This is a genomic window from Streptomyces eurythermus (genome assembly GCF_014649115.1).
GTDB classification, from domain to species: Bacteria; Actinomycetota; Actinomycetes; order Streptomycetales; family Streptomycetaceae; genus Streptomyces; species Streptomyces eurythermus.
The window spans coordinates 154,745-181,093 of record NZ_BMSK01000018.1 but is presented as its reverse complement, the minus strand read 5'-3'; the positions used below and the strand labels follow the sequence as shown (position 1 = coordinate 181,093).

Annotated in this window: 20 protein-coding genes; 4 read left to right on the top strand and 16 right to left on the bottom strand. The window is 73.8% G+C overall.

Translation table 11 applies throughout. The features are described from left to right. Nucleotides 1–80: 80 nt before the first annotated feature. Nucleotides 81–3,584, top strand: coding sequence for an SCO5717 family growth-regulating ATPase (locus IE251_RS30815; RefSeq protein ID WP_229897010.1), 3,504 nt, complete (start codon nt 81–83; stop codon nt 3,582–3,584). A 117-nt stretch (nt 3,585–3,701) separates the two neighbouring features. Here IE251_RS30815 and IE251_RS30810 read toward each other — a convergent pair whose 3' ends face one another. The 9 genes from IE251_RS30810 to rimP form a co-directional block, all read right to left on the bottom strand. Then, the gene (locus IE251_RS30810) at nt 3,702–4,649 is read right to left on the bottom strand and encodes a bifunctional riboflavin kinase/FAD synthetase (RefSeq protein ID WP_189756254.1); all 948 of its coding nucleotides are present in this window, start codon (nt 4,647–4,649) and stop codon (nt 3,702–3,704) included. Between the two features lie 183 nt (nt 4,650–4,832). Continuing rightward, entirely contained in the window at nt 4,833–8,345 is a 3,513-nt protein-coding gene (locus IE251_RS30805) for a trypsin-like peptidase domain-containing protein (protein ID WP_229897009.1), read from the bottom strand. 408 nt (nt 8,346–8,753) lie between these two features. Continuing rightward, nucleotides 8,754–9,659, bottom strand: coding sequence for a tRNA pseudouridine(55) synthase TruB (gene truB / locus IE251_RS30800; RefSeq protein WP_189756253.1), 906 nt, complete (start codon nt 9,657–9,659; stop codon nt 8,754–8,756). Then, nucleotides 9,656–10,114: a 30S ribosome-binding factor RbfA gene (gene rbfA, locus IE251_RS30795; RefSeq protein ID WP_189756252.1), complete on the bottom strand. Its 459-nt coding sequence runs from the start codon at nt 10,112–10,114 to the stop codon at nt 9,656–9,658. The genes truB and rbfA overlap by 4 nt, the downstream gene beginning before the upstream one ends. 52 nt (nt 10,115–10,166) lie before the next feature. Further along, on the bottom strand, nt 10,167–10,460 hold the full coding sequence (locus IE251_RS30790; protein WP_030784857.1) for a DUF503 domain-containing protein: 294 nt from the start codon (nt 10,458–10,460) through the stop codon (nt 10,167–10,169). 176 nt (nt 10,461–10,636) lie between these two features. Beyond that, nucleotides 10,637–13,708: a translation initiation factor IF-2 gene (gene infB, locus IE251_RS30785; RefSeq protein WP_189756251.1), complete on the bottom strand. Its 3,072-nt coding sequence runs from the start codon at nt 13,706–13,708 to the stop codon at nt 10,637–10,639. 145 nt (nt 13,709–13,853) lie between these two features. Beyond that, nucleotides 13,854–14,150, bottom strand: a complete 297-nt coding sequence (locus tag IE251_RS30780; protein ID WP_078637567.1) for a YlxR family protein — start codon at nt 14,148–14,150, stop codon at nt 13,854–13,856. 159 nt (nt 14,151–14,309) lie between these two features. Then, a complete protein-coding gene (nusA, locus tag IE251_RS30775) occupies nt 14,310–15,296 on the bottom strand; it encodes a transcription termination factor NusA (RefSeq protein WP_030784860.1) in 987 nt (328 codons plus the stop codon). A 2-nt stretch (nt 15,297–15,298) separates the two neighbouring features. Next, nucleotides 15,299–15,811: a ribosome maturation factor RimP gene (gene rimP, locus IE251_RS30770; protein WP_030784862.1), complete on the bottom strand. Its 513-nt coding sequence runs from the start codon at nt 15,809–15,811 to the stop codon at nt 15,299–15,301. A gap of 241 nt (nt 15,812–16,052) precedes the next feature. Between rimP and IE251_RS30765 the strand changes: the two genes are divergently transcribed. The 3 genes from IE251_RS30765 (at nt 16,053) to IE251_RS30755 (ending at nt 18,058) form a co-directional block, all read left to right on the top strand. Further along, nucleotides 16,053–16,556 carry a hypothetical protein gene (locus IE251_RS30765; RefSeq protein ID WP_189756250.1) on the top strand — a complete coding sequence of 168 codons (504 nt, stop codon included), beginning with the start codon at nt 16,053–16,055 and terminating at the stop codon, nt 16,554–16,556. Next, nucleotides 16,553–17,077 carry a ferritin-like domain-containing protein gene (locus tag IE251_RS30760; RefSeq protein WP_189756249.1) on the top strand — a complete coding sequence of 175 codons (525 nt, stop codon included), beginning with the start codon at nt 16,553–16,555 and terminating at the stop codon, nt 17,075–17,077. The genes IE251_RS30765 and IE251_RS30760 overlap by 4 nt, the downstream gene beginning before the upstream one ends. A gap of 81 nt (nt 17,078–17,158) precedes the next feature. Beyond that, nucleotides 17,159–18,058 carry an aminoglycoside phosphotransferase family protein gene (locus IE251_RS30755; RefSeq protein ID WP_189756248.1) on the top strand — a complete coding sequence of 300 codons (900 nt, stop codon included), beginning with the start codon at nt 17,159–17,161 and terminating at the stop codon, nt 18,056–18,058. 651 nt (nt 18,059–18,709) lie between these two features. Here IE251_RS30755 and IE251_RS30750 read toward each other — a convergent pair. The 7 genes from IE251_RS30750 to dxr form a co-directional block, all read right to left on the bottom strand. Further along, on the bottom strand, nt 18,710–20,413 hold the full coding sequence (locus IE251_RS30750; protein ID WP_189756247.1) for a proline--tRNA ligase: 1,704 nt from the start codon (nt 20,411–20,413) through the stop codon (nt 18,710–18,712). 73 nt (nt 20,414–20,486) lie between these two features. Beyond that, entirely contained in the window at nt 20,487–21,017 is a 531-nt protein-coding gene (locus IE251_RS30745; RefSeq protein WP_189756246.1) for a GNAT family N-acetyltransferase, read from the bottom strand. A gap of 20 nt (nt 21,018–21,037) precedes the next feature. Beyond that, a complete protein-coding gene (locus IE251_RS30740; RefSeq protein ID WP_030784875.1) occupies nt 21,038–21,886 on the bottom strand; it encodes a GNAT family N-acetyltransferase in 849 nt (282 codons plus the stop codon). 101 nt (nt 21,887–21,987) lie between these two features. Beyond that, nucleotides 21,988–22,308, bottom strand: a complete 321-nt coding sequence (locus IE251_RS30735) for a DUF6881 domain-containing protein (RefSeq protein ID WP_189756245.1) — start codon at nt 22,306–22,308, stop codon at nt 21,988–21,990. 129 nt (nt 22,309–22,437) lie between these two features. Continuing rightward, nucleotides 22,438–23,595, bottom strand: coding sequence for a flavodoxin-dependent (E)-4-hydroxy-3-methylbut-2-enyl-diphosphate synthase (gene ispG / locus IE251_RS30730; protein ID WP_189756244.1), 1,158 nt, complete (start codon nt 23,593–23,595; stop codon nt 22,438–22,440). Between the two features lie 170 nt (nt 23,596–23,765). Continuing rightward, complete coding sequence (locus IE251_RS30725; RefSeq protein ID WP_189756243.1) at nt 23,766–25,070, bottom strand: M50 family metallopeptidase; 1,305 nt, start codon at nt 25,068–25,070, stop codon at nt 23,766–23,768. After that, complete coding sequence (dxr, locus tag IE251_RS30720) at nt 25,067–26,335, bottom strand: 1-deoxy-D-xylulose-5-phosphate reductoisomerase (protein WP_189756242.1); 1,269 nt, start codon at nt 26,333–26,335, stop codon at nt 25,067–25,069. The genes IE251_RS30725 and dxr overlap by 4 nt, the downstream gene beginning before the upstream one ends. Nucleotides 26,336–26,349: the final 14 nt, after the last annotated feature.

Here is a 26,349-nt window from a genome sequence, read left to right as displayed (position 1 = left end):
ACGACTACGGACGACTCGGTACGACACGACATGGTCGCCCCGGCACGGCATGAGGGTGCTCGACCACACCAGGAGGAATTGTGAGCAGCGATCGGGACGGGATGCGCGGGGGCTGGGACACACCCGGCGATGACCAGCCCGACGCGGAGGCCGTCGAGACCACCGGCGAGTTCACCATCGACTACGCTCCCCCCGCCTGGTACACGCAGAACGCCTCCGGTACGTCGGGAGGCGCGAGCGGGTTCACCGGTTCCGCGGATCCGGGCGCTCCGGCCGGCTCCGCGGTGCCGTCGTTCCCGGCGAGCCCGCCGGCCCCGGCTCCTGCTCCTGCTCCTGGTGCCACGCCGCCGGCCGCCCAGCCGACGGGCACGCCCGCGCAGGGCACTCCGTTCGCTCCGCCGCAGGGCGCTCCGTTCACCCCGCCGCAGGGGACCGCGTATCCGCCGCCCGCTCCCGCGCAGGGGCCTTCGGGCACGCCTCCGCAGGGGGCGCCTTACGCTCCTGAGGGTGCGCCGTACGCCCCCGAGGGCGCGTCGTACGCCCCGCCCGCGCAGCCCGCGCCGCCGGCCGGCAGCCCGGTTCCGATGCCGCGGCTGCCCGAGGGCTTCGAACCGCAGCAGCCGCAGCAGCCGCAGTCGGCCGGGCAGGAGGCGTCGGCCGCTCCCGCCTCGGTCGGGCCGGAGACGGACAACGGGGACCTGGAGAGCGGGGCGACCATGCGGTTCTCCGCAGCCGCCCTCAAGCGCGAGATGGCCGAGTTCGCCGAGCGCGTGGCGGCCGAGGTCAAGCCGGCCGAGGGCGCCGACGGTTCGGCCGAGGGGGCCGGTGCCGGGGATTCCGGGGACCGGACGAGCGGCGGAGGCGCGGTGGCCGGGGCCGCCGGCTCGGAGAGCGTTGCGTCGGACTCCGTCGCCTCGGATGCCGGTACGACGTCGGACGCTGGGGTGTCGTCGGACGCTGGTGCCTCGGGTGACTCCCCGTCCGAGGAGGGCGAGGCCGGTCAGGGGGACTCGGGGTCCGCCGCCGACGGTGCCGTGGCGGAGGAGGGCACGGACGACAAGCCCGCCGGGGCGACCGCCCAGGAGGGGGGCGCCGGAGAGGGCGCCGCCGACTCCGCGCGGACCGACGCCTCGGCGCCCTCGGACGCCGTACCGGCAGACGGTACGGCCCAGGACACCACCGAGCAGCAGAGCACTCCCGAGGACGGCACACCGAAGGACAGCGCCCCGGGCGACGGCACCCCGGTCGGCAGCACCGCGAGTGACGGCGCCGCGAGCGACGGTGCCCCGGGCCCCGATGCCTCGGCCACCGATGCCTCGAGTGACGCGGCCCAGCAGCCCACGGACGTCCAGTCGTCCGCCGCCCCCCAGCCCGGCGGCTACGGCTTCCCCCAGCCCCCGACACCCCCGCAGCCCGGCGGCTACGGCTTCCCGCCGCACCCGGCGCCCCAGCAGCCCGGCGTGCCCCAGCCCGGGGGTTACGGTTTCCCGCCGCCCCCGGCGAACCCGCAGCCCGGTGCCCCCCAGCCCGCCCCCGGTGCCCCGTACGCCGCCGCGCCGCCCGCTCCCCCGGCTCCGCAGGGCGCCCAGCCCGGCTGGACGCCGCCGCCCGCGCCGCAGAACGGGGTGCCTCCGCTGCCGCCCGCGTACCAGCCCGCCGCTCCGGCGCCCGCCGCCCAGTGGCCGCAGCAGCCCGGACCGATGCCGGGTCAGCAGCCGCAGCCGGCGGACGGGCAGGGCCCGGCCGGTGCGCCCGGTGCGCAGCCGCCGTTCCAGCCGCAGGCCCCGCAGCCCGCGCCCGCCGCGTGGCAGCAGCCGAACAACCCCAACCAGCCCGACACCCCCGGTCAGCCCGGGAACCAAGGCCAGCCCGGCAACCCTGACCGACCGAACCAGCCCGCCGGGCCGGCCGCCGGTCCGCAGCCGGTTCCCAACGGTCCCACCCCGCCCGGCGGCTACGGCTTCCCGCAGCCAGGTGCGCCCAACTCCCCTGCCCAGCCCGGCGGTTACGGCTTCCCCCAGCCCCCGGCACCCCAGCCGGCCCCCGGCGGCCCGACTCCGCCGAACCCCAACGGCCCCACTCCGCCCGGCGGCTACGGCTTCCCGCAGCCCGGCCCGCCCAACCCCCCGGCCCAGCCGGGCGGTTACGGCTTCCCCCAGCCGCCGCAAGGCCCGGAGTCCGGCGCGCCGCAGGCTCCGGTCGATCCGCGTTCCGGCGCGGCGTGGCCGCAGCCCGTGCAGCACGACCAGCGGCAGCCGACCAACCCCGGTGCCGCGCCGCTCGGTTACACCGCCGCCGTGGAGCTGTCCTCGGACCGGCTGCTCAACAACAAGAGGCAGAAGGCGAAGAGCGGCCGGCCCGCCGCGGGCGGCGGCCGGTTCAAGCTGGGCGGGAAGAAGGAGGAGGCCGAGCGGCAGCGGAAGCTGGAGCTGATCCGCACGCCGGTGCTGTCCTGCTACCGGATCGCGGTGATCAGCCTCAAGGGCGGTGTGGGCAAGACGACCACGACGACCGCGCTCGGCTCCACCCTGGCCACCGAGCGGCAGGACAAGATCCTGGCCATCGACGCCAACCCGGACGCGGGCACGCTCGGGCGCCGGGTGCGCCGGGAGACCGGGGCCACCATCCGTGACCTCGTCCAGGCCATCCCGTACCTGAACTCGTACATGGACATCCGGCGGTTCACCTCCCAGGCGCCCTCCGGTCTGGAGATCATCGCCAACGACGTGGACCCGGCCGTCTCGACCACGTTCAACGACGAGGACTACCGGCGGGCGATCGACGTCCTCGGCCGGCAGTACCCGGTCATCCTGACCGACTCGGGCACCGGTCTGCTGTACAGCGCCATGCGCGGGGTGCTGGACCTCGCCGACCAGCTGATCATCATCTCCACGCCCTCGGTGGACGGCGCGAGCAGTGCCAGTACGACGCTGGACTGGCTGTCCGCGCACGGGTACTCCGACCTGGTCTCCCGGTCCCTGACCGTGATCTCCGGGGTCCGCGAGACCGGCAAGATGATCAAGGTCGAGGACATCGTGGCGCACTTCGAGACCCGTACGCGCGGGGTCATCGTCGTGCCCTTCGACGAGCACCTGGCCGCCGGCGCCGAGGTCGACCTGGACATGATGCGGCCGAAGACCCGCGAGGCGTACTTCAACCTGGCCGCGATGGTCGCCGAGGACTTCACCCGGCACCAGCAGTCGCAGGGGCTGTGGACGAGCGACGGCAACCCGCCGCCGGTGGCCGCCCCGCCGATGCCGGGCCAGGCCGTGCCGGGCCAGCAGCCGTACGGCGCGGGCCAACAGCCGTACGGCGCGGGCCAGCCGCCCCAGGCCCCGGACCAGCCGTACCCGCAGGCACCGGGCCAGCCCTACCCGCAGGCCCCCGGCCAGCCGTACCCGCAGGCGCCCGGTCAGCCGTACGCCCCGGCGCAGCAGCCCTACCCGCCGCAGCAGGGCCAGCCGCAGCCGTATCCGGGCCAGCCCCAGCCGGGCGGCTACCCGCAGCCCGGACAGCCGCAGGCCCAGCCTCAGCCGTACCCGGGCCAGGGCCAGCAGCCGCCGCAGGCTCCGCCCCAGCAGTAGCGGGCAGGGCAAGTGAAAGGGCGGCCGGTGCGCATCGCACCGGCCGCCCTTTCGCGTCGTGGAACCGTCGCCGGAACCGTCGTGGATCCGTCGTGGATCCGTCCGCGGGCCGGCGGACTACCGCTCCGCCGCCACGATCTCCCGGCAGCGCTGCACGTCCACGGCCATCTGCTCCAGCAGGGCCTCCAGCGACTCGAACTTCGCCTGGCCGCGCACATAGGCGAGGAAGTCGACGGCGACGTGCAGCCCGTACAGATCAAGGCCGACGCGGTCGATGGCGTACGCCTCCACCGTGCGCTCGGTGCCGTCGAACTGCGGGTTGGTGCCCACGGAGACGGCGGCCGGCATGACCTCGCCCTGGGCGTGCAGGAAGCCCGCGTACACGCCGTCGGCGGGGATGGCGGTGTGCGGGAGCGTCTCGACGTTGGCCGTCGGGAAGCCCAGTTCCCGGCCGCGCTGGGCGCCGCGGACGACGACACCCTCCACACGGTGCGGGCGGCCCAGGATCTCGCGGGCGCCCGCGACATCGCCCTCGGCGACCAGGCGGCGGGTCAGCGTGGAGGAGAACGGCTCGCCGCCGCCCGCCTCGCCGGTGACATAGAGGTCGACGACATCCACCTCGAAGTCGTAGGTCTTGCCCTGCTCGGTGAGGAACTCGACGTTGCCGGCGGCCTTGTGGCCGAAGCGGAAGTTGGGGCCCTCCACGACCGCCTTGGCGTGCAACTTGTCCACCAGCACCTTCACCACGAAGTCGGCGGGCGACAGCTTGGAGAACTCGGTGGTGAACGGCAGGACGAGGACCGCGTCGACGCCCAGCTCGGCCATCAGCTCGGCGCGGCGGTGGTGCGGGGCGAGCAGCGGGGGGTGGCTGCCGGGGCGGACCACCTCGCTGGGGTGCGGGTCGAAGGTGACGACGACGGCGGGCACGCCCAGTTCGCGGGCGCGGTCGACGGCGTGCTTGATGATCAGCTGGTGGCCGCGGTGGACGCCGTCGTAGGAACCGATGGTGACGACGCTGCGCCCCCAGTCCTGGGGGATGTCCTCCAAGCCACGCCAGCGCTGCACTGTGACCGCTCCTCGAACCCTTGTCCGTGTCTGTCTTGACCTCGTTGTGCAGGTCTAAGGGTGCCATGCCGGGTGCTCCGCGCCAGCATCGGCATGGGGGCTGTGACGGGGCGCACGTCCGTGGTGGCGCCCGGGCGGTGGGCGTATGCCCCGTATCCGCCCAGGCCGATACGGGTTCGCTCCTCACGCGGGTACGCGCACGCCCGCCAGGTTCTCGATCATGCGGCGGGTGCCGGGGCCGGTCAGCGCGGCCCAGTCGTCCGGGGCGTCGGTCAGCCAGCGGGCCAGGCGGGCGGCGAAGCCGGGCACGTGCCGGACGAGGTCGGCCAGGCCCCGGTCGCAGCGGGCGGCGCCCTCGGGCGTGCGGACGAGGAGCAGGCCGGTGCGGTGGACCAGGTCCCGGGTCTCCTCCTCCCCCGGCCCCGTCCGGGGGTCGTCCCGGGCCACCGCCGCGCGCAGGACGGCGTCCAGGACGGCCGGGTCCCGCTCCCGGTCGAGCAGGAACTCCAGCAGCTCGCGGCGGAGCGGACGGGAGGCGGGCGTGCCGGCGCCGGCCAGGACGGTGGCGACGCAGGCCCTGAGGGGTTCCGGGCCGCCGTCGAGCAGGGCGGTGACCAGCGGCAGCAGGACGGGGCGCGCGGCGGCGCCGAGGCCGAGCCGGCGGTCGACGCGGCGGGCGAGGCGCCCGGCGGTCTCCGGGCGCAGCCGCACCGCCTCCTGGAGCAGCGCGGCGACCGGACGGGCGAGGGCCGGGGCGGTGATCTCGGTGAGGGCGCGCAGGACGGCGTCCTCGGGGGCGCGCAGCCGGGCGCGGAAGGCGTCCAGGACCGGTTCGGGGTGGGTGGCCAGGGCCGGGACGAGGGCGCCGGGCGGGATGCGCGGGTCGCCGTCGGCGAAGTGGCGCAGGGCCTCGGGCAGATGGCGGTCGCGGCTGTCCGGGTCGTGGGCCAGGACGGCGCGGGCGGCGCCGTGCAGGGCGTGGTCGGCGGGGCGGGCGAGCACGGCGAGGGCGGCGCGGCCGAGCAGCGCGCGGTCCGCCGCCGTACGGACGTGGGGGGCGGCGCGCAGTGCGTGGGTGACGGCCGCGGCCCGGCGGGCGGGGCGCTCGTCGTGCGCCCAGCGGTCCGCGGCCCGGCAGACGGCCGACGGCTCGTCCTCGGCGAGGGCGCCGAGCAGTTCCTCCGCGCGGGGGTGGGGGCAGTCCACCAGGACCTCGGTGAGGTCGTCCGGGGCGCGGTGCCGGTGGGTGTGCAGCAGCGCCTGCGCGGCCGTGGCCACGGTGGCGTGCGGGGTCGCGGGCAGCGGGCGCTCGTCGGTGAACCAGCGGGTCAGCAGGGGTTGTACGGCCTCCGGTGCGGCGGCGAGGAGTCCGGCGACGGCGTCCAGGTGGCGGGGGGCCGACGCGGACGGTGCCGGGTCGGCCGGCAGGAGGCGGCGCAGCAGGTCCAGGCGCTCGGGGGCGGTGACGGGCAGCGCGGTCCAGAAGGCGGGGCCGAACTCGGCCGGTACCGGCCGCCGTTCCTGGCGCCAGGCGGCGACCCGGTCGGCGAGCAGCCGCAGCACCTCGGTGTACGGGGTCGCGTCCGGGACCTGGAGCAGGGTACGGGCGAGCAGCCGGGCGGCCCACCAGGAGCCGGTGTCGCGGTCCAAGGCGTCGGCCAACTCGCGTAACCGCGCGCCCAGTTGCCGGCTTCCGTGCTGGCGGGCGAGGAGCAGCAGGGCTTGGACGACGGGGCCGGTACGGTGGTGCGGCACCGGGACCGGACGGTCCGCCTCGGGCCGCTCGCCGGGTGAGCGCACCAGGGCGCGCAGGGCCTCGTCGAGGTCCAGGTGCATGCCGTGCAGCCAGTCGGCCAGGTCCTCGTGGGCGAAGCGGTAGCCGCCGCCGGCCGGCACGAGGAGGCCCTCGGCGAGGACGGCGGAGGCCCAGCCGGTGCCCGCGCCGAGACGGGCCGGGGCGGGCCCCCAGGGGAACACGGCCTCGAACGACTCCCGGTCCAGTTCGCCCTGCCCCGGTCCGAGGCTGCGCCGGGCCGCCTCGTGCACCTGCCCGGCCACCCGCGCGGCGAGCCGCCGTACGGCCGTACCGCGCGGCCCGCCGGCGGCGGCGAGCCGGACCGCGACGCGCAGGCACACCAGGTCGAGGTAGGCGGCGAAGACGTCGTGGCGGTCCAGGGGCCCGGCGAGCGGGGCGGCCGGGGCGGCGGCCCGGACCTCGGACAGCAGCCGGAGGGTGAGCGGATGCCGGGCGTCCCGCTCGGCGAGGACGCCGTCCGCGATGCCGTACCGGGCGCGGGCCCGGCGCGCCTCGTCGGCGGTGAGGTCGCCGATCGGGAGGCAGGGGGGCAAGGGGGCGGCGGAAGCGGGGCCTTCTTCAGGCGCCGGCGCGTGGAGCAGGTTGTCGGGGAACGCCCGCCCCGCGCGTTCCCAGTGTTCCTCCCGGCAGGCGACCAGCAGACGGGCCCCGGTGCCGTGGAGCCAGTCGGCCGTGCCGCGGGTCCACTCGGGCAGGCGGTGGGCGAGGGCCGGGGGCATCTCCTCGGGGCCGTCGAGGAGGAGCAGCAGCGGGCGGCCGGCCCGGGCGGCGAGGCGGGCCAGGTGCTCCGGGGTGACGTCGCCCAGGTCCTCGGGGCGGACGGCCCGGGACGCGGCGACGATCCGGGCGGCGCGGGCCAGGGCGCGGCGCGCGGCGTCGGCCACCGAGCCGTCGGTGGCCGCCAGGTCGGCGCCGCGCAGCCACAGCGTGGGCGCGGGCCGCTCACCCCGGGCCCGGCGGGCGGCGAGGGCCGCGAGCTGCGTCGTACGGCCGCTGCCCGGGGCGCCGACCAGGCCGAGCACGGGCCGGTCGCCGGCGGTGAAGGCGGTCAGCTCCCGCGCGATGCCGGGACGCTCGACCGGGTCGGTGGCGCCCGGGGGGCCGTCCTGGCCCACGGAGGTCGTGGTCAGCTGGAGGATGCCGGCGAGGTTGAGGTCGGCGCCGTAGGCGGGCACGGTGGCCGCGTTGCGGGCGAGGAGCGCGGCGAGGGCGTCGTCGGCGGGCCGCAACGGGACGGCGAAGCCCGCCTCGCGCCCGGCGGCGCTCAGGGCGGTGCCGAGGACGCCGACGACCGCGCCGGTGCGGGCGTCGCACACCGGTCCCCCGGCCGCGCCGCCGCCGGGCCTGAGCGCGTCCCGGCCGGCCGTGCCGATGGCCAGCTCCAGTACGTCCTCGAGGAGGTGAGGTCCGTCCCCGGCGGAGTACGTGGCCCGGGTCGCGGCCAGTACCCGCGCCTGGCGCCAGCAGCCGGCGGCGATCCGTACGTAGGTGCCCGCGCCGATCCGGCTCCGTACGGTCAGCGGCAGCGGGTCCGCGCCGAGGCCCTCGGTGCGGATCAGGGCGAGGCCCAGGCGGGGCAGCGGGGTGACCGCGTCGGCGGTGACCGTGCGGGTGCGTTCCCCTGGCGCGTGCAGCAGCATCCGGGGGCGGCCGTCGACGGTCTCGTGGCTGGTGAGGAGGGTGCCCTCGTGGTCGGCGAGGAAGCCGAGGCCGAGGGGGCGGCCGGCCGGGTCGTGGATGCGTACGAGGACGGGGTCGGTGCCGGTGGTCCGTACGACGTCGGGCAAGGCGCCCGTACGGGCCGGTGCGCCCGATTCCGGCCGCTCGTGCCCCTCCCGCTCCCGGCGCCCGCCTTCGGTGCGCGGGCCCCGTTCCGCCATGGCCGTACCTCCCCGCCCGTCCCTGTGCCCTGACCCGACGGTAGGCACGCGAGGCACGGCGGGGCTGTTCTCGCCTGAACGCGCCCCCTTCCGCTCCCCCGGTTCGCTCCGAGCGCCCGGCCGGTCGGGTGAATAGGCGGGGGCTGCTGGAGAACCTTAGGAAGGGGGAAGAGGGGGGACCGTGGAGCGGCGGCAGGGCCCGGCCAGGGCGGGCCGCCGCTCCACGGCAGACGGCCACGGAAGACCGCCCACAGCAGACGGACCCGGCGACGGCGCCCACCGCAGACGGCCACCGCGGACGTCGGCCCCGGCAGACGCCCTACGGCGGCCTCCCCCGGGACAGCCGTTACAGCAGGCCGAGACGGGACCGACCGCTACGGCACCGGCCGCTGCGGCGTCCCGCCCCGCTCAGCCGAAGACGGCCAGGCTCTTGGCCTTGCCCCGGTGCTCTTCGACGAGCGCGAGGAAACGGCCCTCGTGGTCGAACACGCCCACCGGACCGGCGCCCGCGTACTCGTCGGGGATCTCCAGCCGGACGCCGTTGAGCAGCAGCCGGGCCCGCTTGGCGTCGACCTGCCAGCGCGGGAACGCGGCGGTGGCGGCCTCGGCGATCGGCATCACGGTCAGGTCCTGCTGGAGCTGGTCCAGCGTCTTGGCCGCGTCCAGCTTGTAGGGCCCGACGCGGGTGCGGCGCAGCGCGGTGAGGTGGCCGCCGACGCCGAGACCGGCGCCCAGGTCGCGGGCGAGGGCGCGGATGTAGGTGCCGGAGGAGCAGACCACCGACACGACCAGGTCGAGCACCGGGGTGCCGTCCTCGGCGACCGCGTCCCGGACGTCGTAGACCGCGAAGGAGGAGATGGTCACCGGCCGGGCGGGGATCTCGAACTCCTCGCCCTCACGCGCCCGCTTGTACGACCGTACGCCGTTGATCTTGATGGCGCTGACCTTGGACGGCACCTGCATGATGTCGCCGGTGAGCTTGGCGATGCCGGCGTCGATGGCGTCCCGGGTCACCTTGGAGGCGTCGGTGGACGAGGTGATCTCGCCCTCGGCGTCGTCGGTGAGGGTGGTCTGGCCCAGGCGGACGGTGCCCAGGTACTCCTTCTCGGTGAGCGCGAGGTGCCCGAGGAGCTTGGTGGCGCGCTCGACCCCGAGGACCAGGACGCCGGTCGCCATGGGGTCGAGGGTGCCGGCGTGGCCGACACGGCGGGTCTTGGCGATCCCGCGCATCTTGGCGACCACGTCGTGCGAAGTGAAGCCCGACGGCTTGTCGACGATGACGAGGCCGTCGGGCGTGGTGTGCTTCTGGGTCATTCGGTGGCGTCGCCGTCCGTGTCGGTCTCGTCGTCCGCCGGCTTGCGGTAGGGGTCGGCGCCGGCGGCGTACGTCGCGCCGGTGGCCGCCTCGCGCACCTTCTCGTCGGACTGCCGGGCCTTGTCGAGGAGGTCCTCGATGGTCCGGGCGGTGTCCGGCAGGGCGTCCGCCACGAAGGTCAGGGTGGGGGTGAACTTCACCCCGGCCGCACGGCCCACCTCGGAGCGCAGGATGCCCTTGGCGCTCTCCAGGCCGGCCGCGGCGGCCTTCCGCTCCTCGTCGTCGCCGTAGACCGTGTAGAAGACGGTCGCCTCCCGCAGGTCACCCGTGACCCGGGTGTCCGTGATGGTGACGTGCGAGCCGAGCCGCGGGTCCTTGATCCCGCGCTGCAGCTTCTGGGCCACCACCTCCCGGATGAGGTCCGCCAGCCTTTTCGCCCGCGCGTTGTCGGCCACTGGTCCGTCTCCCGTTCTTTCTTCTTGCTTGCGTTCTGTGGTCTGGTCGTCGTCAGTCGTCTTCGCCGTGGAAGCGGCGTCGGACCGACAGCAGCTCCACCTCGGGGCGGGCGGCGACCAGCCGTTCGCACCGGTCCAGTACGTCGGTGAGGTGCGCCGCGTCGCCGGAGACCAGGGCGAGGCCGATGACCGCCCGCCGGTGGAGGTTCATGTGATCCACCTCGGCCGCGCTCACGGCGTACTTCCGCTGGAGCTCGGCGACGATCGGGCGGACGACGGAGCGCTTCTCCTTCAGCGAGTGGACGTCGCCGAGGAGGAGGTCGAAGGACAGAGTCCCCACGTACATGTTCGTGCCGGGTTTACCCGCCGGTACGGGATCGATGGCCTGGAGCCACGTTACCCCGTGCCCGGCGACGGCTCGACCGGGTTTTCCGGCGCCCGGAGCCGCCGTGCCGCCCGGAAAACGGCGCGCTGGCCGGCGGGACCGAGATCCCGCCGGCCAGCTTCGGATGCCGTGGGCCGTTACGCCCGCGGCTTCTCGCGCATCTCGTACGTCGCGATGACGTCGTCGACCTTGATGTCGTTGAAGTTTCCGAGGTTGATACCACCCTCGTAGCCTTCGCGGATCTCGGTGACGTCGTCCTTGAAGCGACGCAGGCCCTCGATGGTGAGGTTCTCCGCGACCACCTTGCCGTCGCGGATGAGGCGGGCCTTGGTGTTGCGGCGCACCTCGCCGGAGCGGATGAGGACACCGGCGATGTTGCCCAGCTTGGACGACTTGAAGACCTCGCGGATCTCCGCCGTACCCAGCTCGACCTCTTCGTACTCCGGCTTGAGCATGCCCTTGAGGGCCGCCTCGATCTCCTCGATCGCCTGGTAGATGACCGAGTAGTACCGGACGTCCACGCCCTCGCGCTCCGCCATCTGCGCGGCACGGCCGGCCGCACGGACGTTGAAGCCGATGACGATGGCGTCGGAGCCCATCGCCAGGTCGATGTCGGACTCCGTGACCGCACCGACGCCGCGGTGCAGGACGCGGATGTCGACCTCTTCGCCGACGTCCAGCTGGAGCAGGGAGGACTCGAGGGCCTCGACGGAACCGGAAGCGTCACCCTTGATGATCAGGTTCAGCTGCTGGACCTCGCCGGCCTTGAGCACCTTGTCCAGGTCCTCCAGCGACACACGGCGCGTGCGCTTGGCGAAGGCCGCGTTGCGCTCGCGGGCGGCGCGCTTCTCGGCGATCTGACGGGCCGTACGGTCCTCGTCGACCACCAGGAAGTTGTCGCCCGCACCCGGGACGTTGGTCAGGCCGAGGACCTGGACCGGCGTCGACGGGCCGGCTTCGGCGACGTTGTTGCCGTTGTCGTCGAGCATGGCGCGGACTCGGCCGTAGGCGTCGCCGACCACCATCGTGTCGCCGACCCGCAGCGTGCCTCGCTGGACGAGGACCGTCGCCACGGCACCACGGCCGCGGTCGAGACGGGACTCGATCGAGATGCCCTGCGCGTCCTGGTTCGGGTTGGCCCGCAGGTCGAGCGAGGCGTCGGCCGTGAGGATCACGGCCTCCAGCAGCGAGTCGATGTGCAGACCCTGCTTGGCGGAGATGTCGACGAACATGGTGTCGCCGCCATACTCCTCGGCCACGAGGCCGTACTCGGTCAGCTGACCGCGCACCTTGGTCGGGTCGGCACCCTCGACGTCGATCTTGTTGACCGCGACCACGATCGGCACGTCGGCCGCCTTGGCGTGGTTGAGCGCCTCGACCGTCTGCGGCATGACGCCGTCGTTGGCCGCGACGACCAGGATCGCGATGTCGGTCGACTTCGCACCACGGGCACGCATGGCGGTGAACGCCTCGTGACCCGGGGTGTCGATGAAGGTGATCTTGCGGTCTTCCCCGTTGACCTCGGTCGCGACCTGGTAGGCACCGATGTGCTGGGTGATGCCGCCGGCCTCGCCCGCGATGACGTTCGTCTTGCGGATCGCGTCGAGCAGTCGGGTCTTACCGTGGTCGACGTGACCCATGACGGTGACGACCGGCGGGCGGACCACCAGGTCCTCCTCGTCGCCCTCGTCCTCGCCGAACTCGATGTCGAAGGACTCGAGCAGCTCGCGGTCCTCCTCCTCCGGGCTGACGATCTGAACCGCGTAGTTCATCTCGTCGGCGAGGAGCTGGAGGGTCTCGTCGGAGACGGACTGGGTCGCGGTGACCATCTCGCCGAGGTTCATCATGACCGCGACGAGGGACGCCGGGTTGGCGTTGATCTTCTCCGCGAAGTCGGTGAGCGACGCGCCGCGGGAGAGACGGATGGTCTCGCCGTTGCCGCGCGGCAGCATCACGCCGCCGACGCTCGGGGCCTGCATGGCCTCGTACTCCTGGCGCCGCTGCCGCTTCGACTTGCGGCCACGACGCGCCGGACCGCCGGGACGGCCGAAGGCGCCCTGCGTACCACCACGGCCACCGGGACCGCCGGGACGGCCGCCGAAGCCGGGACGGCCACCGCCGCCACCGCCGGGACCACCCGGACGGCCGGCGAAGCCACCGCCGCCGCCACCGGGACCGGCCGGACGGCCGGCGAAGCCGCCGCCACCACCGGGACGACCGGCGAAGCCGCCGCCGGGACGACCGCCGCCGCCACCGGGACGACCACCGGCACCGGGACCGCGACCGCCGCCACCGGGGCCGGGACGCGGGCCGGCAGCGGGACGCTGCGGCATCATGCCCGGGTTCGGCCGCGGACCGGCCGGGCCGGGACGCGGGCCGCCCTGCGGGCGGGGCATGCCGGCCGGGGACGGCCGGGGACCGCCGGGAGCCTGCGGACGCGGACCGCCGCCCTGGGCGCCGGGCGCCTGGGGACGGGGGGCGCCGCCGGGACCGCCGGGGCCGGGACGCGGGCCGCCCTGCGGGCGCGGGGCCTGCGGGCGGGCCATGCCGGCGTTGCCGCCGGACGTGAAGGGGTTGTTGCCCGGACGCGGACCGGACGGACGGGCACCCGGACGCGGGGCCTGGCCGCCGGGACGCTGACCGCCCTGGCCCGGACGGGGCGCCTGGCCCTGGCCGGAAGCGGGACGGGCACCGCCGGGCTTCGGGGCGCCGGGACGGGCGCCGCCGGGACGCGGACCCTGGGCGGCCGGGGCCTGCGGGGTCTGCGCGGCCGGAGCGGCCGGCGGAGCGGTGAACTCCGGGGCGGCCGGGGCCGGGCGCGGCGCGGGCTTGGGACCGGGCACCGGGCGCGGACCCGGAGCCGGGGCCGGCGCGGACGCCGCGGGGGCCGACGGGGCGGCCGGCTGCTGGGCAGCGGGCGCCGTCGGGGGCTTGGGAGCCGCAGCCGGCCGCGGGGCCGGGGCAGCGGGACGTGCCGCCTGCGCCGGAGAGGGCGCGGCGGGCTTGGGGGAGGCCTTGCGCGGGGCGGGCTTCGCGGACTTGCCGCTGCCACCGCCCTGGAAGGCGTCGGTCAGCTTACGTACAACCGGCGCTTCGATGGTCGAAGACGCCGAACGGACGAATTCACCGAGTTCCTGGAGCTTGGCCATGACGACCTTGCTCTCGACACCGAACTCCTTGGCGAGTTCGTATACCCGGACCTTAGCCACTTCGCTCCTTTGAGGTCCGGGTTGAAGCCGGACCGTCGCTAGTTCATGGGCGTACTCATCGCGTACTCATCGAGTGCTCATCGCAATCTCGACCTGCTTTCGACTCGCGAGGTACCAGGCCGTACGGGGTTCCGTACGGCACGTCTTACGGCGTTGCCTGCTCGGCAACTGTTGTCTGCTCGACGTATCGACGCAACGCCTTTGTGTCGAGCGGTCCCGGGACGCGCAGTGCCCGCGGGAACGCCCGGCGGCGTACCGCCTGGTCGAGACAGACCAGGGCGGGGTGCACGTAGACACCCCGGCCGGGCAGCGTACCGCGAGGATCGGGGACGCATGCGTCCTCGATTCCCACGATCCGCAGGAGGTCGTTCTTGGCCGCCCGCTCCCGGCACCCCACACAGGTGCGTTCAGGGCATGCTCGGGTGTGCGTCCGGCCAGACACAGTTAAGTCTACCTCCCCGTACCGACCTCACCCCTTTGGGGCAAGAATCGAACGGCTGTTGTCGTGATCTCAGCGTCGGGCGGCCGGGATCTATTCCCCGGCCCCGGGTCCGCCGTGCGGCTCCGGGGCTGGTCCGGGCACCCTTGGTGCGTGTCGCGGCTACGCGCCGGCCTGCTCGGTGTCTGGCCGGATATCGATCCTCCAGCCGGTGAGGCGGGCGGCGAGGCGGGCGTTCTGGCCCTCCTTGCCGATCGCCAGCGACAGCTGGTAGTCCGGCACGGTCACCCGTGCGGAGCGGGCGGCCATGTCCACGACCTCCACCTTGCTCACCCGGGCGGGTGACAGGGCGTTCGCGACCATCTCCGCCGGGTCGTCCGACCAGTCGACGATGTCGATCTTCTCGCCGTTCAGTTCGCCCATCACATTGCGCACCCGGCCGCCCATGGGGCCGATGCAGGCACCCTTGGCGTTCAGGCCCGAACGGGTGGACCGTACGGCGATCTTCGTGCGGTGACCGGCCTCACGGGCGATCGCGGCGATCTCCACCGAGCCGTCGGCGATCTCCGGCACCTCCAGGGCGAAGAGCTTCTTCACCAGGTTCGGGTGGGTGCGGGAGAGCGTCACGGACGGGCCGCGCACGCCCTTGGCCACGCGGACCACGTACGACCGCAGGCGCATGCCGTGCGGGTAGGTCTCGCCGGGCACCTGCTCCTGCACCGGCAGGATGGCCTCCAGCTTGCCGATGTCCACGAGCACGTTCTTCGGGTCGCGGCCCTGCTGGACCACGCCGGTGACGATGTCGCCCTCGCGGCCGGCGTACTCGCCGAGCGTCGCGTCGTCCTCGGCGTCGCGCAGCCGCTGCAGGATCACCTGCTTGGCGGTGGTGGCGGCGATACGGCCGAAACCGGACGGGGTGTCGTCGAACTCACGGGGCGCCTGGCCCTCGGCGAGGTCCTCGGGGTCCTCCTTCGCCCACACGGTCACATGCCCGGTCTCCCGGTTGAGCTCCACGCGCGCGTGTCGGCGGCTTCCCTCGGTGCGGTGGTAGGCGATGAGGAGGGCCGACTCGATCGCCTCGACCAGCAGGTCGAAGGAGATCTCCTTCTCCCGGACCAAACCCCGCAGGGCGCTCATGTCGATGTCCACGGCTACGCCTCCTCCTCTTCCTTCATGTCCTTCTTGCTGTCCTTGCGGTTGAACTCGACCTGCACGCGCGCCTTGGCGATCTCGGGGAAGCCGAGTCTGCGGGTGGTGGCCTTGCGGCCCTTCACCCCGGGCACCTCCACGTCGATGCCCTCGTCGTCGACGTCCAGGATCCGCGCGACCAGCTCGCCGCCCTCCGTGAGCTGGAACTTCACGAGCCGGTCGACGGCGCGCACGAAGTGCCGGTGCTCGGTGAGGAGGCGCTCCGCGCCGGGGGTTCCGACCTCCAGGTCGTACGCGCCCTCGCCCATCGCGTTCGTCTCGTCCAGCCGCGCCGAGAGCGCGCGGCTCACATCGGCGATCCGGTCCAGGTCCGCTCCGGTGTCGGAGTCGACCACGACGCGCAGCACCCGCTTGCGTCCTACGGAGTCCACGGCGATCTCTTCGAGATCCAGCCCATGGGAGGTGACGAGCGGTTCCAGCAGCTCTCGCAGCCTCTCGCTCTGGGTGGTGCTCATCCGGGTGACTCCTCGGCCGCGTGTGCTGTTGTGGGATGGGTCGCGTGTCTGGTCAAAGGGTACTGCCTCCGGCGGGGGGTGCTTCGCAGCGGAGCCCGGGGCCGCGTGCCGGTACGGCCGCGTGCCCTCGGGTGGGACCGCTGAGCCGGTGACATGCGGGGGGCGGATGCGCGGGTACCGTGATCAACGGCGGGCGCCGTTCCGCCCGTGTGTTCGTACGAGCCCCCCGAGGACGTCAGCCGTGCCGTACCCCCCGCCGTCGCGCACCCCCTCGGGGCCGCGCAGAAGAACCCTGCTGGCCTCGGCCGCCGGCGCCGCCCTGCTGGCGGGCTGCTCGGCCGGAGCGGACTCCGGCGACGACGGCCCGTCGGCCGGCGCGCGGGCACGCGCGCGTGCGGCGCGGGACAGCCGGGGGCTGCTCGCGCGCTACGACGCCGTGCTGGCCGCGCATCCCGCCCTGACGGACCGGCTGCGCCCGCTGCGGGCCCAGGTCGCGGCGCACGCGGCCGCGTTCGAGGACGGTACGAAGCCCTCGCCGGCGGTGTCGAAGTCCTCGGCCGCGCCCGCGCCCGTGCCCGCCGCCGAGAAGGACGCCGTGGCCCAGCTGGCCGCCGCCGAGCGTGCCCTGGCCGACCGGCGGGCCAAGGAGCTGCTCCAGGTGCCGGGCGAGCTGGCGCGGCTGCTGGCGTCGGTCGCGGCGGCCGGGGCCGCGCACGCGTACCTGCTGACGGAGGTGGCCAAGTGAGCGAGGAGGTACGGCAGGCCGAGGTGACCGCGCTCCAGGCGGCGCTGGCGGCGGAGCACGCGGCGATCTACGGCTACGGGGTCGTCGGCGGGCGGATCGGCGAGCGGCGCCGGGCGGAGGCGCGGGCGGCGTACGACGCCCACCGGGCGCGCCGGGACGCGCTGGTGCGCGCGGTGCGTGACCTGGGCGCCGCCCCGGTCGCCGCGAGCGCCGCGTACGAGCTTCCGTTCCCGGTCGGGGACGGGGCGGCGGCGGTGCGGCTGGCCGCGCGGCTGGAGGAGCGGCTGGCCGGGGTCTACTCGGACCTGGTGCGGGCGGCGACCGGCGCGCGGCGGGCCGACGCGGCCGGGGCGCTGCGGGAGACCGCGGTGCGGGCGGTGCGCTGGAGCGGACAGAGCGTAGCCTTCCCTGGGCTCGCCGAGCGGTCCGGTGACCGGACCGACGAGCGGACCGGCGCGGCCGGCACGACTGCGACGGCCACCGCGTCCGCCGCCTCCGCCACGGCTCCGGCGAGGCGCTGAGGCACCGGCAGGAGGCCCGTACGCCCGTCGGAGGACGGACCGGGAGCCGACAAGGACCCACAGGAAGGGAACGACTCGCGCATGGCTTGGGAAGCGCCGCCGCGCCTGGTACGGGCGCTCGGTGAGACGGCACCGGCCGGGGACGACTGGCTGGCGCGGCTGCCCGCGGCGGCCGAGGAGGCCGTCGCCCGGCGCGGGTTGACCGTGGAGCGGGTGCAGGTGCCCGGCGGGCGCAGCAGCCTGGTGATGCTGGTACGGCTGCCGGACGGCACCCCGGCCGTGCTGAAGCTCGCCCCGCCCCGGGCCCGCCCGGAGAGCGAGCGGGCCGCGCTGGCGCACTGGGCCGGGCTGGGCGCCGTACAGCTCCTGGAGGACGGCGCGCAGGACGGGGCGCTGCTGCTGGAGCGGCTGCACCCGGATGTGTCGGTGCGTTCGCTGCCGGAGGCCAAGGCGCTGCTGGAGGCGGCGGGGACGCTGCGCAGGCTGTGGGTGGAGCCGCCGGCCGGGCACGCCTTCGAGACCGTCGCCGAGCGCACCGGGCGGCAGGCGGCGGCCATGCGGGCCAGCGCCGGGGCCGACCCCGAGGTGGCCCCGCTGGTGGAGTCGGCACTGGCCGCCCGCGAGGAGCTGCTGGCCGCGCCGCCCGAGGAGCGGCTGCTGCACGGCACGTTCCGGCAGAGCAAGGTGCTGTCGGGCGAGCGGATGCCGTGGCTCGCGGTGGGCCCGGACCCCGTGGTCGGCGAGAGCGCCTTCGACCTGGCGCGGCTGGTCCGGGACCGGGTGGAGGACCTGATCGCCCAGTCGGCCGGCCCGGCCACCACCCGCCGCCGGATCAAGCGGCTCGCGGAGTCCCTGGAGGTCGACCAGGACCGCCTGCGGGGCTGGACGCTGTTCCGCGCGGTGGAGTCCGGCGTCCGGGCCCTCCGCGTCGGCCGCCCGACGGACGCGGAACTGCTGCTGGAGTTCGCGGCCTGGCTGTAGCGAGGGCCGATGGGACGTAGCCCCGGCCGGCCTGAGTGACGACGGACCGTGGCCCGACTGTCCGCAGCGGCGGCAGCCCGGAGCGACGGCCGACCGCGACGACGGCTCCCCGGAGAGGCGACCGGCCGTAGCCACCACCGACGGCGGCAACGGCTGCCCGGAGAAATGGCCGACCGTAGGACGACTGACCGTTAGCGGCGGCCGGCTGTTGCGACGACTGGCCGCAGCGGCGACGGGCCGTGGCGGCGACCGGCTGTGCGACGACCGACCGCAGCAACGACTGCCCCGAGACACGACCGACCGTGGGACGACTGGCCGCAGCGGCGGCGGGCCGTGACGGCGGCCCGCTATGGCGACTACCGACCGGAGCGGCGGCCACCGTAGGACGACTGGGCGCAGCAGCGACGGGCGATGGCTGCGGCCAACCGCAGCAACGACTGTCCCGAGACACGACCGACCGTAGGACGACTGGCCGCAGCGGCGGCGGGCCGTAGCGGCGGCGGGCCGTAGCGGCGGTCGGCCGGAGGGGCGGCTGCCCCGAGACACGGCCGGCCGGCTGCCGGCCGGTGCGGCGGCCGAGCGTGGCGACGCCCCCGGGGAAGTCCCCGAGGGCGTCGTCGGTAGGCCAGGCGACCAGCGGTGGGCCGGGGGTCAGGCCGTCAGGCGGGCGATGGCTTCCTCGACCGTGAGTTCCTCGCGTTCGCCGGTCTTGCGGTCCTTCAGTTCCAGGACGCCCTCGGCGGCGCGGCGGCCGGCGACCAGGATCTGGGGGATGCCGATCAGCTCGGAGTCGGTGAACTTCACGCCCGGGGAGACCCCGGCCCGGTCGTCCACCAGGACGCGGACGCCCGCGTCGGCGAGCTTCCCGGCGACGTCCAGCGCCAGATCGGTCTGGAGCGCCTTGCCGGCGGCGACCACGTGCACGTCGGCCGGGGCGACCTCCTTGGGCCACACCAGGCCCTTGTCGTCGGCGGTCTGCTCGGCGAGCGCGGCGACGGCGCGGGAGACGCCGATGCCGTAGGAGCCCATGGTGACGCGGACCGGCTTGCCGTTCTGGCCGAGGACGTCCAGCTTGAGGGCGTCGGCGTACTTGCGGCCCAGCTGGAAGATGTGGCCGATCTCGATGGCGCGGTCCAGCTTCAGGCCGGTGCCGCACTTCGGGCAGGGGTCGCCGTCCTGGACCACGACGACGTCCACGTACTCGTCGACCTCGAAGTCACGGCCGGCGACGACGTTCTTCGCGTGCGTGTGCTCCTTGTTGGCGCCGGTGATCCAGGCGGTGCCGGGGGCGACGCGCGGGTCGGCGATGTACTTCACCTTCTCGCCCAGGCCCTGCGGGCCGACGTAGCCGCGGACCAGCTCGGGGTGGGCGGCGAAGTCGGTCTCGGTGACCATCTCGACGGCGGCCGGGGCGAAGTGCGCCTCGACCTTGTCCAGGTCCACCTCGCGGTCGCCGGGCACGCCCACGGCGACGATCTCGCCGTCCACCTTGACCAGCAGGTTCTTCAGCGTGGCGGAGGCGGGGACGCCGAGCGTGGCGGCCAGCGTCTCGATGGTCGGGGTGTCGGGGGTGGGGATCTCCTCCAGCGCGGGCACGGCGGAGCCGTCGACCGGCGTGAGCTGGTAGGTGATCGCCTCGGTGTTGGCGGCGAAGTCACAGTTCGGGCAGTCGGCGAAGGTGTCCTCGCCGGCCTCGGCCGGGGCGAGGAACTCCTCGGACTTGGAGCCGCCCATGGCGCCGGCGGTGGCCGCGCAGATGCGGTAGTCGAGGCCGAGGCGGGCGAAGATCCGCTGGTAGGCCTCGCGGTGCAGGGCGTAGGAGGCGCCGAGGCCCTCGTCGTCCAGGTCGAAGGAGTACGAGTCCTTCATCAGGAACTCGCGGCCGCGCAGGATGCCGGCGCGGGGGCGGGCCTCGTCGCGGAACTTGGTCTGGATCTGGTACAGGATCACCGGCAGGTCCTTGTAGGACGTGCACTGGTCCTTGACCAGGAGGGTGAAGATCTCCTCGTGGGTGGGGCCGAGGAGGTAGTCGCCGCCCTTGCGGTCCTTGAGCCGGAACAGCTCCTGGCCGTACTCGTCCCAGCGGCCGGTCGCCTCGTAGGGCTCGCGCGGCAGCAGGGCGGGGAGGGTGACCTCCTGGGCGCCGATGGCGTCCATCTCCTCGCGGACGACGCGCTCGACGTTGGCGAGGACCTTCTTGCCGAGGGGCAGCCAGCTCCAGATGCCGGCCGCCGTGCGGCGGACGTAGCCGGCGCGGACGAGGAGCTTGTGGCTGAGGACCTCGGCGTCCGCCGGGTCGTCGCGCAGCGTCTTCGCCATCAACTGGGACATGCGCTGGACCGGTGCCTTGGCCATGGTTCTCGTACTCCTGCCGGGTAAAGGTGGTGGCATGGAGGTTATCCGGGCCGCCCGCACCGGCGGAAATCGGTTAACGCCGGCGCAGCGGCAGCGGGGCGCCCATCACGGCGTAGGGGCGGGGTGCGCTCGGGAAGTGCACCTGGCGGGCGAGGTCGGTGTAGCCGAGGGAGTGGTACAGGCCGCGGGCGGGGCTGTCGGTGTCGATCGCGGAGAGGATCGAGCGGGGTTCGTCGGCGGTGTCGGTGATGGTGGTGATCAGCTTCCGGCCGAGGCCGCGGTTCTGGTGGTCGGGGTGGACGTGCAGTTCGGTGATGACGAAGGAGTCGTCCAGCCAGAAGTCGTTGCCGTTCGCGCGCAGGTAGGGCTCCACGACGGTGGACCACCAGTGGGTGCGGCTGTTGGGCATGCCGTACACGAAGCCGACGAGCCGGCCGCCGGCGGTCGCGCCGTAGGCCCGGGCGCCCTGGTACTGCATGTGGCGCTGGACGATCTGCCGGCGTACGGCGACCTCCTCGGGGCCCAGGCCGAAGGCGACGGCTTGGACAGCCAACGCCTCGTCCACGTGGGCGGTGAGGTCCAGGGGGCCGATCTCTGGGTCCATGCGGGGAGCGTACAGGGCGGTCAGAAGAGCACACTCATGAAGGCGCCGACCTCTTCGAACCCCACCCGCCGGTACGTCCTTCGCGCCGCGGTGTTGAAGTCGTTGACGTAGAGGCTCGCCACGGGGGCGAAGTCGGCGAGGGCGTAGCGCAGCACGGCGGCCATGCCGGGGGCCGCCAGGCCCCTTCCCCGGTACTCGGGGGCCACCCATACGCCCTGGATCTGGCAGGCCTGCGGGGTGGCGGCGCCGATCTCCGCCTTGAACACGACCCGGCCGTGTTCGTCGACGCGGGCGAAGGAGCGGCCGGAGCCGACGAGTTCGGCGACGCGGGCCTGGTAGAGCAGGCCGCCGTCGCCGGACAGCGGGGAGACGCCGACCTCCTCGGTGAACATCGCCACGCACGCCGGCATGATCGTTTCCATCTCGTCCTTGCGGACGCGGCGGACGTAGGGGTCCGGGGCGATGTCGTCGGGCATGCGGTCGGTGACCATCAGCGGCTGGTGGGCGCGGACGTCGCGGGCCGGGCCCCAGTGCGGTTCCAGCAGCCGCCACAGCTCTGCGGTGGCCTCGGCGGGGCCGACGATGGAGGAGCAGCGGCGGCCGGCCCGGCGGGCGCGGTCGGCGAAGGCGCGCACGGCGCGCGGGGTGGCGCAGATGGGGACGAGGTTCGCGCCCGCGTAGCAGAGGGACGTGAGCATGCCGTCCTCGTACCAGCCCCACATCTCGCCGCCGAGCCGCCAGGGGTCCAGTCCTGCGACCCGGACCCTGGACGTCACGAAGGCATTGGCGACCGGCTCACGGTCGAGCACGGCGAGCGCCGCGTCCAGGTCGTTCGGTTCCAGGACCCGGGTGGTGGTCTGGGTCAACACTACGGGGCCTCACGGTGGGGTTCTGCTGGTCCCGGCACTGTACCCCGTGCGCTTGTGCGGCGCCCCGGAGCGGGGGGCCCTTTCTGCGCGGAAGCCTCCCCTCAGGTCTCCGGGATCGCACTTCCTGAAGGATTCCGGGGTCCGGGCGGCCAGGAAGCGTCCCGCCACGCTCGTTCGAACTCTTCCAGGGTGATCGAAGACGCGGTGAACTCAGGCTGACCTGCCACATCCCCGATAGCGCCTACCGGGATTTCACTCAGCCCGATCTCGGCAGACTCGTGGAATTCGTCAGATTTCAGCCTTCGGCCATCCCGGTAATGCTGCACTTTGCGCACCTCATAGCCGTCATGACCGATCTCACCGTAGATCCTTGTCGGTTCCGACTCGAAGTCGTGAAGCCAGTCGACCTTCCAATATTCCATGAGCCGGCTCTTTCCGTGACGGACGATGCGACCTGTCAGGTCGAGCGAACCGAGCGGTTCTGCCCGCGCGTGGAGGTATGGCCGAGTCCCGCCACCCAGCGGTGACGGGACTCACAGAACGTACGAGGGTCAGCCCGCGACCGACACCGACGGCTCGCCGGAGGTCACGCCGTCCTTCTCCATCTGCTCGGCCAGCTTCATGGCCTCCTCGATGAGGGTTTCCACGATCTTGGACTCGGGGACGGTCTTGATGACCTCGCCCTTGACGAAGATCTGGCCCTTGCCGTTGCCGGAGGCCACGCCGAGGTCGGCCTCGCGGGCCTCGCCGGGGCCGTTGACGACACAGCCCATGACGGCGACGCGGAGCGGGACCTCCATGCCGGTCAGACCCGCGGTGACCTCTTCGGCGAGCTTGTAGACGTCCACCTGGGCCCGGCCGCAGGACGGGCAGGAGACGATCTCCAGGCCGCGCTGGCGCAGGTTCAGGGACTCCAGGATCTGGATGCCGACCTTGATCTCCTCCACCGGCGGCGCGCTCAGCGACACGCGGATGGTGTCGCCGATGCCCTGCGACAGCAGCGCGCCGAAGGCGACCGCCGACTTGATCGTGCCCTGGAAGGCGGGGCCGGCCTCGGTCACGCCGAGGTGCAGCGGGTAGTCGCACTGCTCGGCGAGCTGGCGGTAGGCCTCGATCATGACGACCGGGTCGTTGTGCTTGACGGAGATCTTGATGTCCCGGAAGTCGTGCTCCTCGAAGAGGGACGCCTCCCACAGGGCGGACTCGACCAGCGCCTCGGGGGTCGCCTTGCCGTACTTCTGGAGCAGGCGCCGGTCCAGGGAGCCGGCGTTGACGCCGATCCGGATCGGGGTGCCGTGGTCCTTGGCGGCCTTGGCGATCTCCTTGACCTTGTCGTCGAACTGCTTGATGTTGCCGGGGTTGACGCGGACCGCGGCGCAGCCGGCCTCGATGGCGGCGAACACGTACTTGGGCTGGAAGTGGATGTCGGCGATGACCGGGATCTGCGACTTCTTCGCGATGGTCGCCAGGGCGTCCGCGTCGTCCTGCGTGGGGCACGCCACCCGCACGATCTGGCAGCCGGAGGCGGTCAGCTCGGCGATCTGCTGGAGCGTGGCACCGATGTCGGACGTACGGGTCGTGGTCATCGACTGCACCGACACCGGCGCGTCCCCGCCGACCGCCACGTTTCCGACCTGGATCTGCCGGCTCTTCCGGCGCTCGGCGAGCTTGGTCGGAACGGACGGCATGCCGAGAGAAATCGCAGTCATCTGCTGTGCAACCCCAAGTCGTGGTTCAGGATCCGGGTCCCGTGAACGGCGGGCTCCAGGGTCCGAGATTACGGCACCGGGCCGCGCGCCACACATCACACCCGTGAATCCGGCGCGCTCCCGCGCGGCCCGGAACCCCGGGGGTTCCGGGCCGCGTGAACACCGGGTGGCTAGGAGATCTTCACCGGGTTGACGACGTCCGCGATGAGCACCAGGACGGTGAAGCAGACGAAGATCCCGGCCACCACGTACGCCACCGGCATCAGCTTGGCGACGTCGAACGGCCCCGGGTCGGGGCGGCGCAGCACCCTGGCCAGGTTCCGCCTGAGGGCCTCCCACAGGGCGCCCGCGATGTGCCCGCCGTCCAGCGGGAGCAGCGGGAGCATGTTGAACAGGAACAGGGAGAGGTTGAACATCCCGAGCATCATCACGGACATCGCCACCTGCTGGGAGGCGGGGATGTCCAGGGTGGCGATGTCGCCGGTGATGCGGGCGGCGCCGACGATGCCGACCGGGGAGTCCGGTTCGCGCGGGCCGTCGCCGAAGGCGGCGTCCCACAGGGCGGGGATCTTGCCGGGCAGGGCGGCGAGGGAGTCGACGGCGTCGCCGACCCGGTCGGTCATCCAGGACACGGAGTCGTCGAAGTCCATCTTGACCACGCCGGTGGCGGCGCCGAAGCCGAGGAAGCCCGCTTCGACGTACTTGCCCTGGACGTAGCCGCCGTTGGAGTCCTTCTTGGCGACCAGGTTGGTGGCGATCCTGGCGTGCAGGGTCAGCCGCTCGCCGTCGCGCTCCACGACGATCGGCACGTCCTTGCCGGCGCTGTCCCGGATGAGGTCCGAGAGCGTGTCCCAGTCCTTGGTGGGCTTGCCGTCGAAGGAGACGATCTTGTCGCGGGTGCGGATGCCGGCGGCCTGGGCCGGGGACGGCTTGTCGGTCTTCTTGCAGGTGTCGCGGTTCTCGCTCTGGGCGATGACGCAGGGCGAGACGGAGGAGACGGTGGTGGTCTGCTGCTGGACGCCGAAGCCCATGAGCACGGAGAAGAACAGGCCGATCGCGAGGACCAGGTTCATGAAGGGCCCGGCGAACATGACGATGACCCGTTTCCACGGTTTGCGCGTGTAGAACATGCGCGTCTCGTCGCCGGGCTGGAGTTCCTCGAAGGCCGCCGAGCGGGCGTCCTCGATCATGCCGCGCCACGGGGAGGTGGAGCGGGCGGCGACCCGGCCCTGGTCGTCGGGCGGGAACATGCCGATCATGCGGATGTAGCCGCCGGCCGGGATGGCCTTGATGCCGTACTCGGTCTCGCCCTTCTTGCGTGACCAGATGGTCGGGCCGAAGCCGACCATGTACTGGGGCACGCGGATGCCGAAGAGCTTGGCCGTGGACAGGTGTCCCAGCTCGTGCCAGGCGATGGAGACGAGCAGGCCGATCACGAAGACCACTATGCCGAGGATGAACATCAAGGTCGTCATGCACGCGCCTCCGCGGTCGCCGTCGTGGCTGTGAGTTCGCGGGCCCGGGCGCGGGCCCAGGTCTCCGCTTCGAGGACGTCCGACACCGTGAGTGAGGTTCCCGTGGCCGGGGTGCCGTGCTCCTCGACCACCCGGGTGACGGTCTCCATGATCCCGTTGAAGGGCAGCGCGCCGTCCAGGAAGGCCGCGACGCACTCCTCGTTGGCCGCATTGAACACCGCCGGGGCCGTGCCCGCGAGCCGCCCCACGTGCCGGGCGAGGTTCACGGAGGGGAAGGCCTCGTTGTCCAGCGGGAAGAATTCCCAGGTGGACGCCTTGCTCCAGTCGAAGGCGGGCGCGGCGTCGGGGACGCGTTCGGGCCAGCCGAGGCCGATGGCGATGGGCCCGCGCATGTCGGGGGGCGTCGCCTGGGCGATCGTGGAGCCGTCGGTGAACTCGACCATCGAGTGGACGTACGACTGGGGGTGCACGACGACCTCGATGCGGTCGAAGGGGATGTCGTACAGCAGGTGTGCCTCGATGACCTCCAGCCCCTTGTTGACCAGCGTCGCGGAGTTCACCGTGATCACCGGGCCCATCGCCCAGGTGGGGTGGGCGAGGGCGTCCTGGACGGTGACGCCGGCCAGCTCGGCCTTGGTCCGGCCGCGGAAGGGGCCGCCGGAGGCGGTGACGACGAGCTTGCGCACATCGGCGCGGGTGCCGGCGGCGAGGGCCTGGAAGAGGGCCGCGTGCTCGGAGTCCACCGGGATGATCTGGCCGGGCTTGGCGAGCGCGGTGACCAGCGGGCCGCCGACGATCAGCGACTCCTTGTTGGCGAGCGCGAGGGTGCGGCCCGCCTCCAGGGCGGCCAGGGTCGGGGCGAGGCCGATGGAGCCGGTGATGCCGTTCAGGACGGTGTGGCAGTCGGAGGCGGCGACCTGGGCGGCCGCGTCGGGCCCGGCGAGGATCTCGGGCAGCGGCTCGGTGCCGTACGCGGCGGCGAGCGCCTCGCGCAGCGCGGGTACGACGTCCTCGCGGGCGACCGCCACGGTCCGCACCCGCAGCCGGTGGGCCTGCTCGGCGAGGAGGGCCACCCGGCCGCCGTTCGCGGACAGGGCGGTGACCCGGAAGCGGTCGGGGTTGCGCAGCACGAGGTCGATGGCCTGGGTGCCGATGGATCCGGTGGAGCCGAGGATCACCACGTCCTTGGGTCCGTCGGCGGCGACGGGGTCGTAGACGAGGTGCGGATCGGCGAGGGGTGCCGGATGGGCGGGACTGTCGGTCATCCCCCCATTGTTGC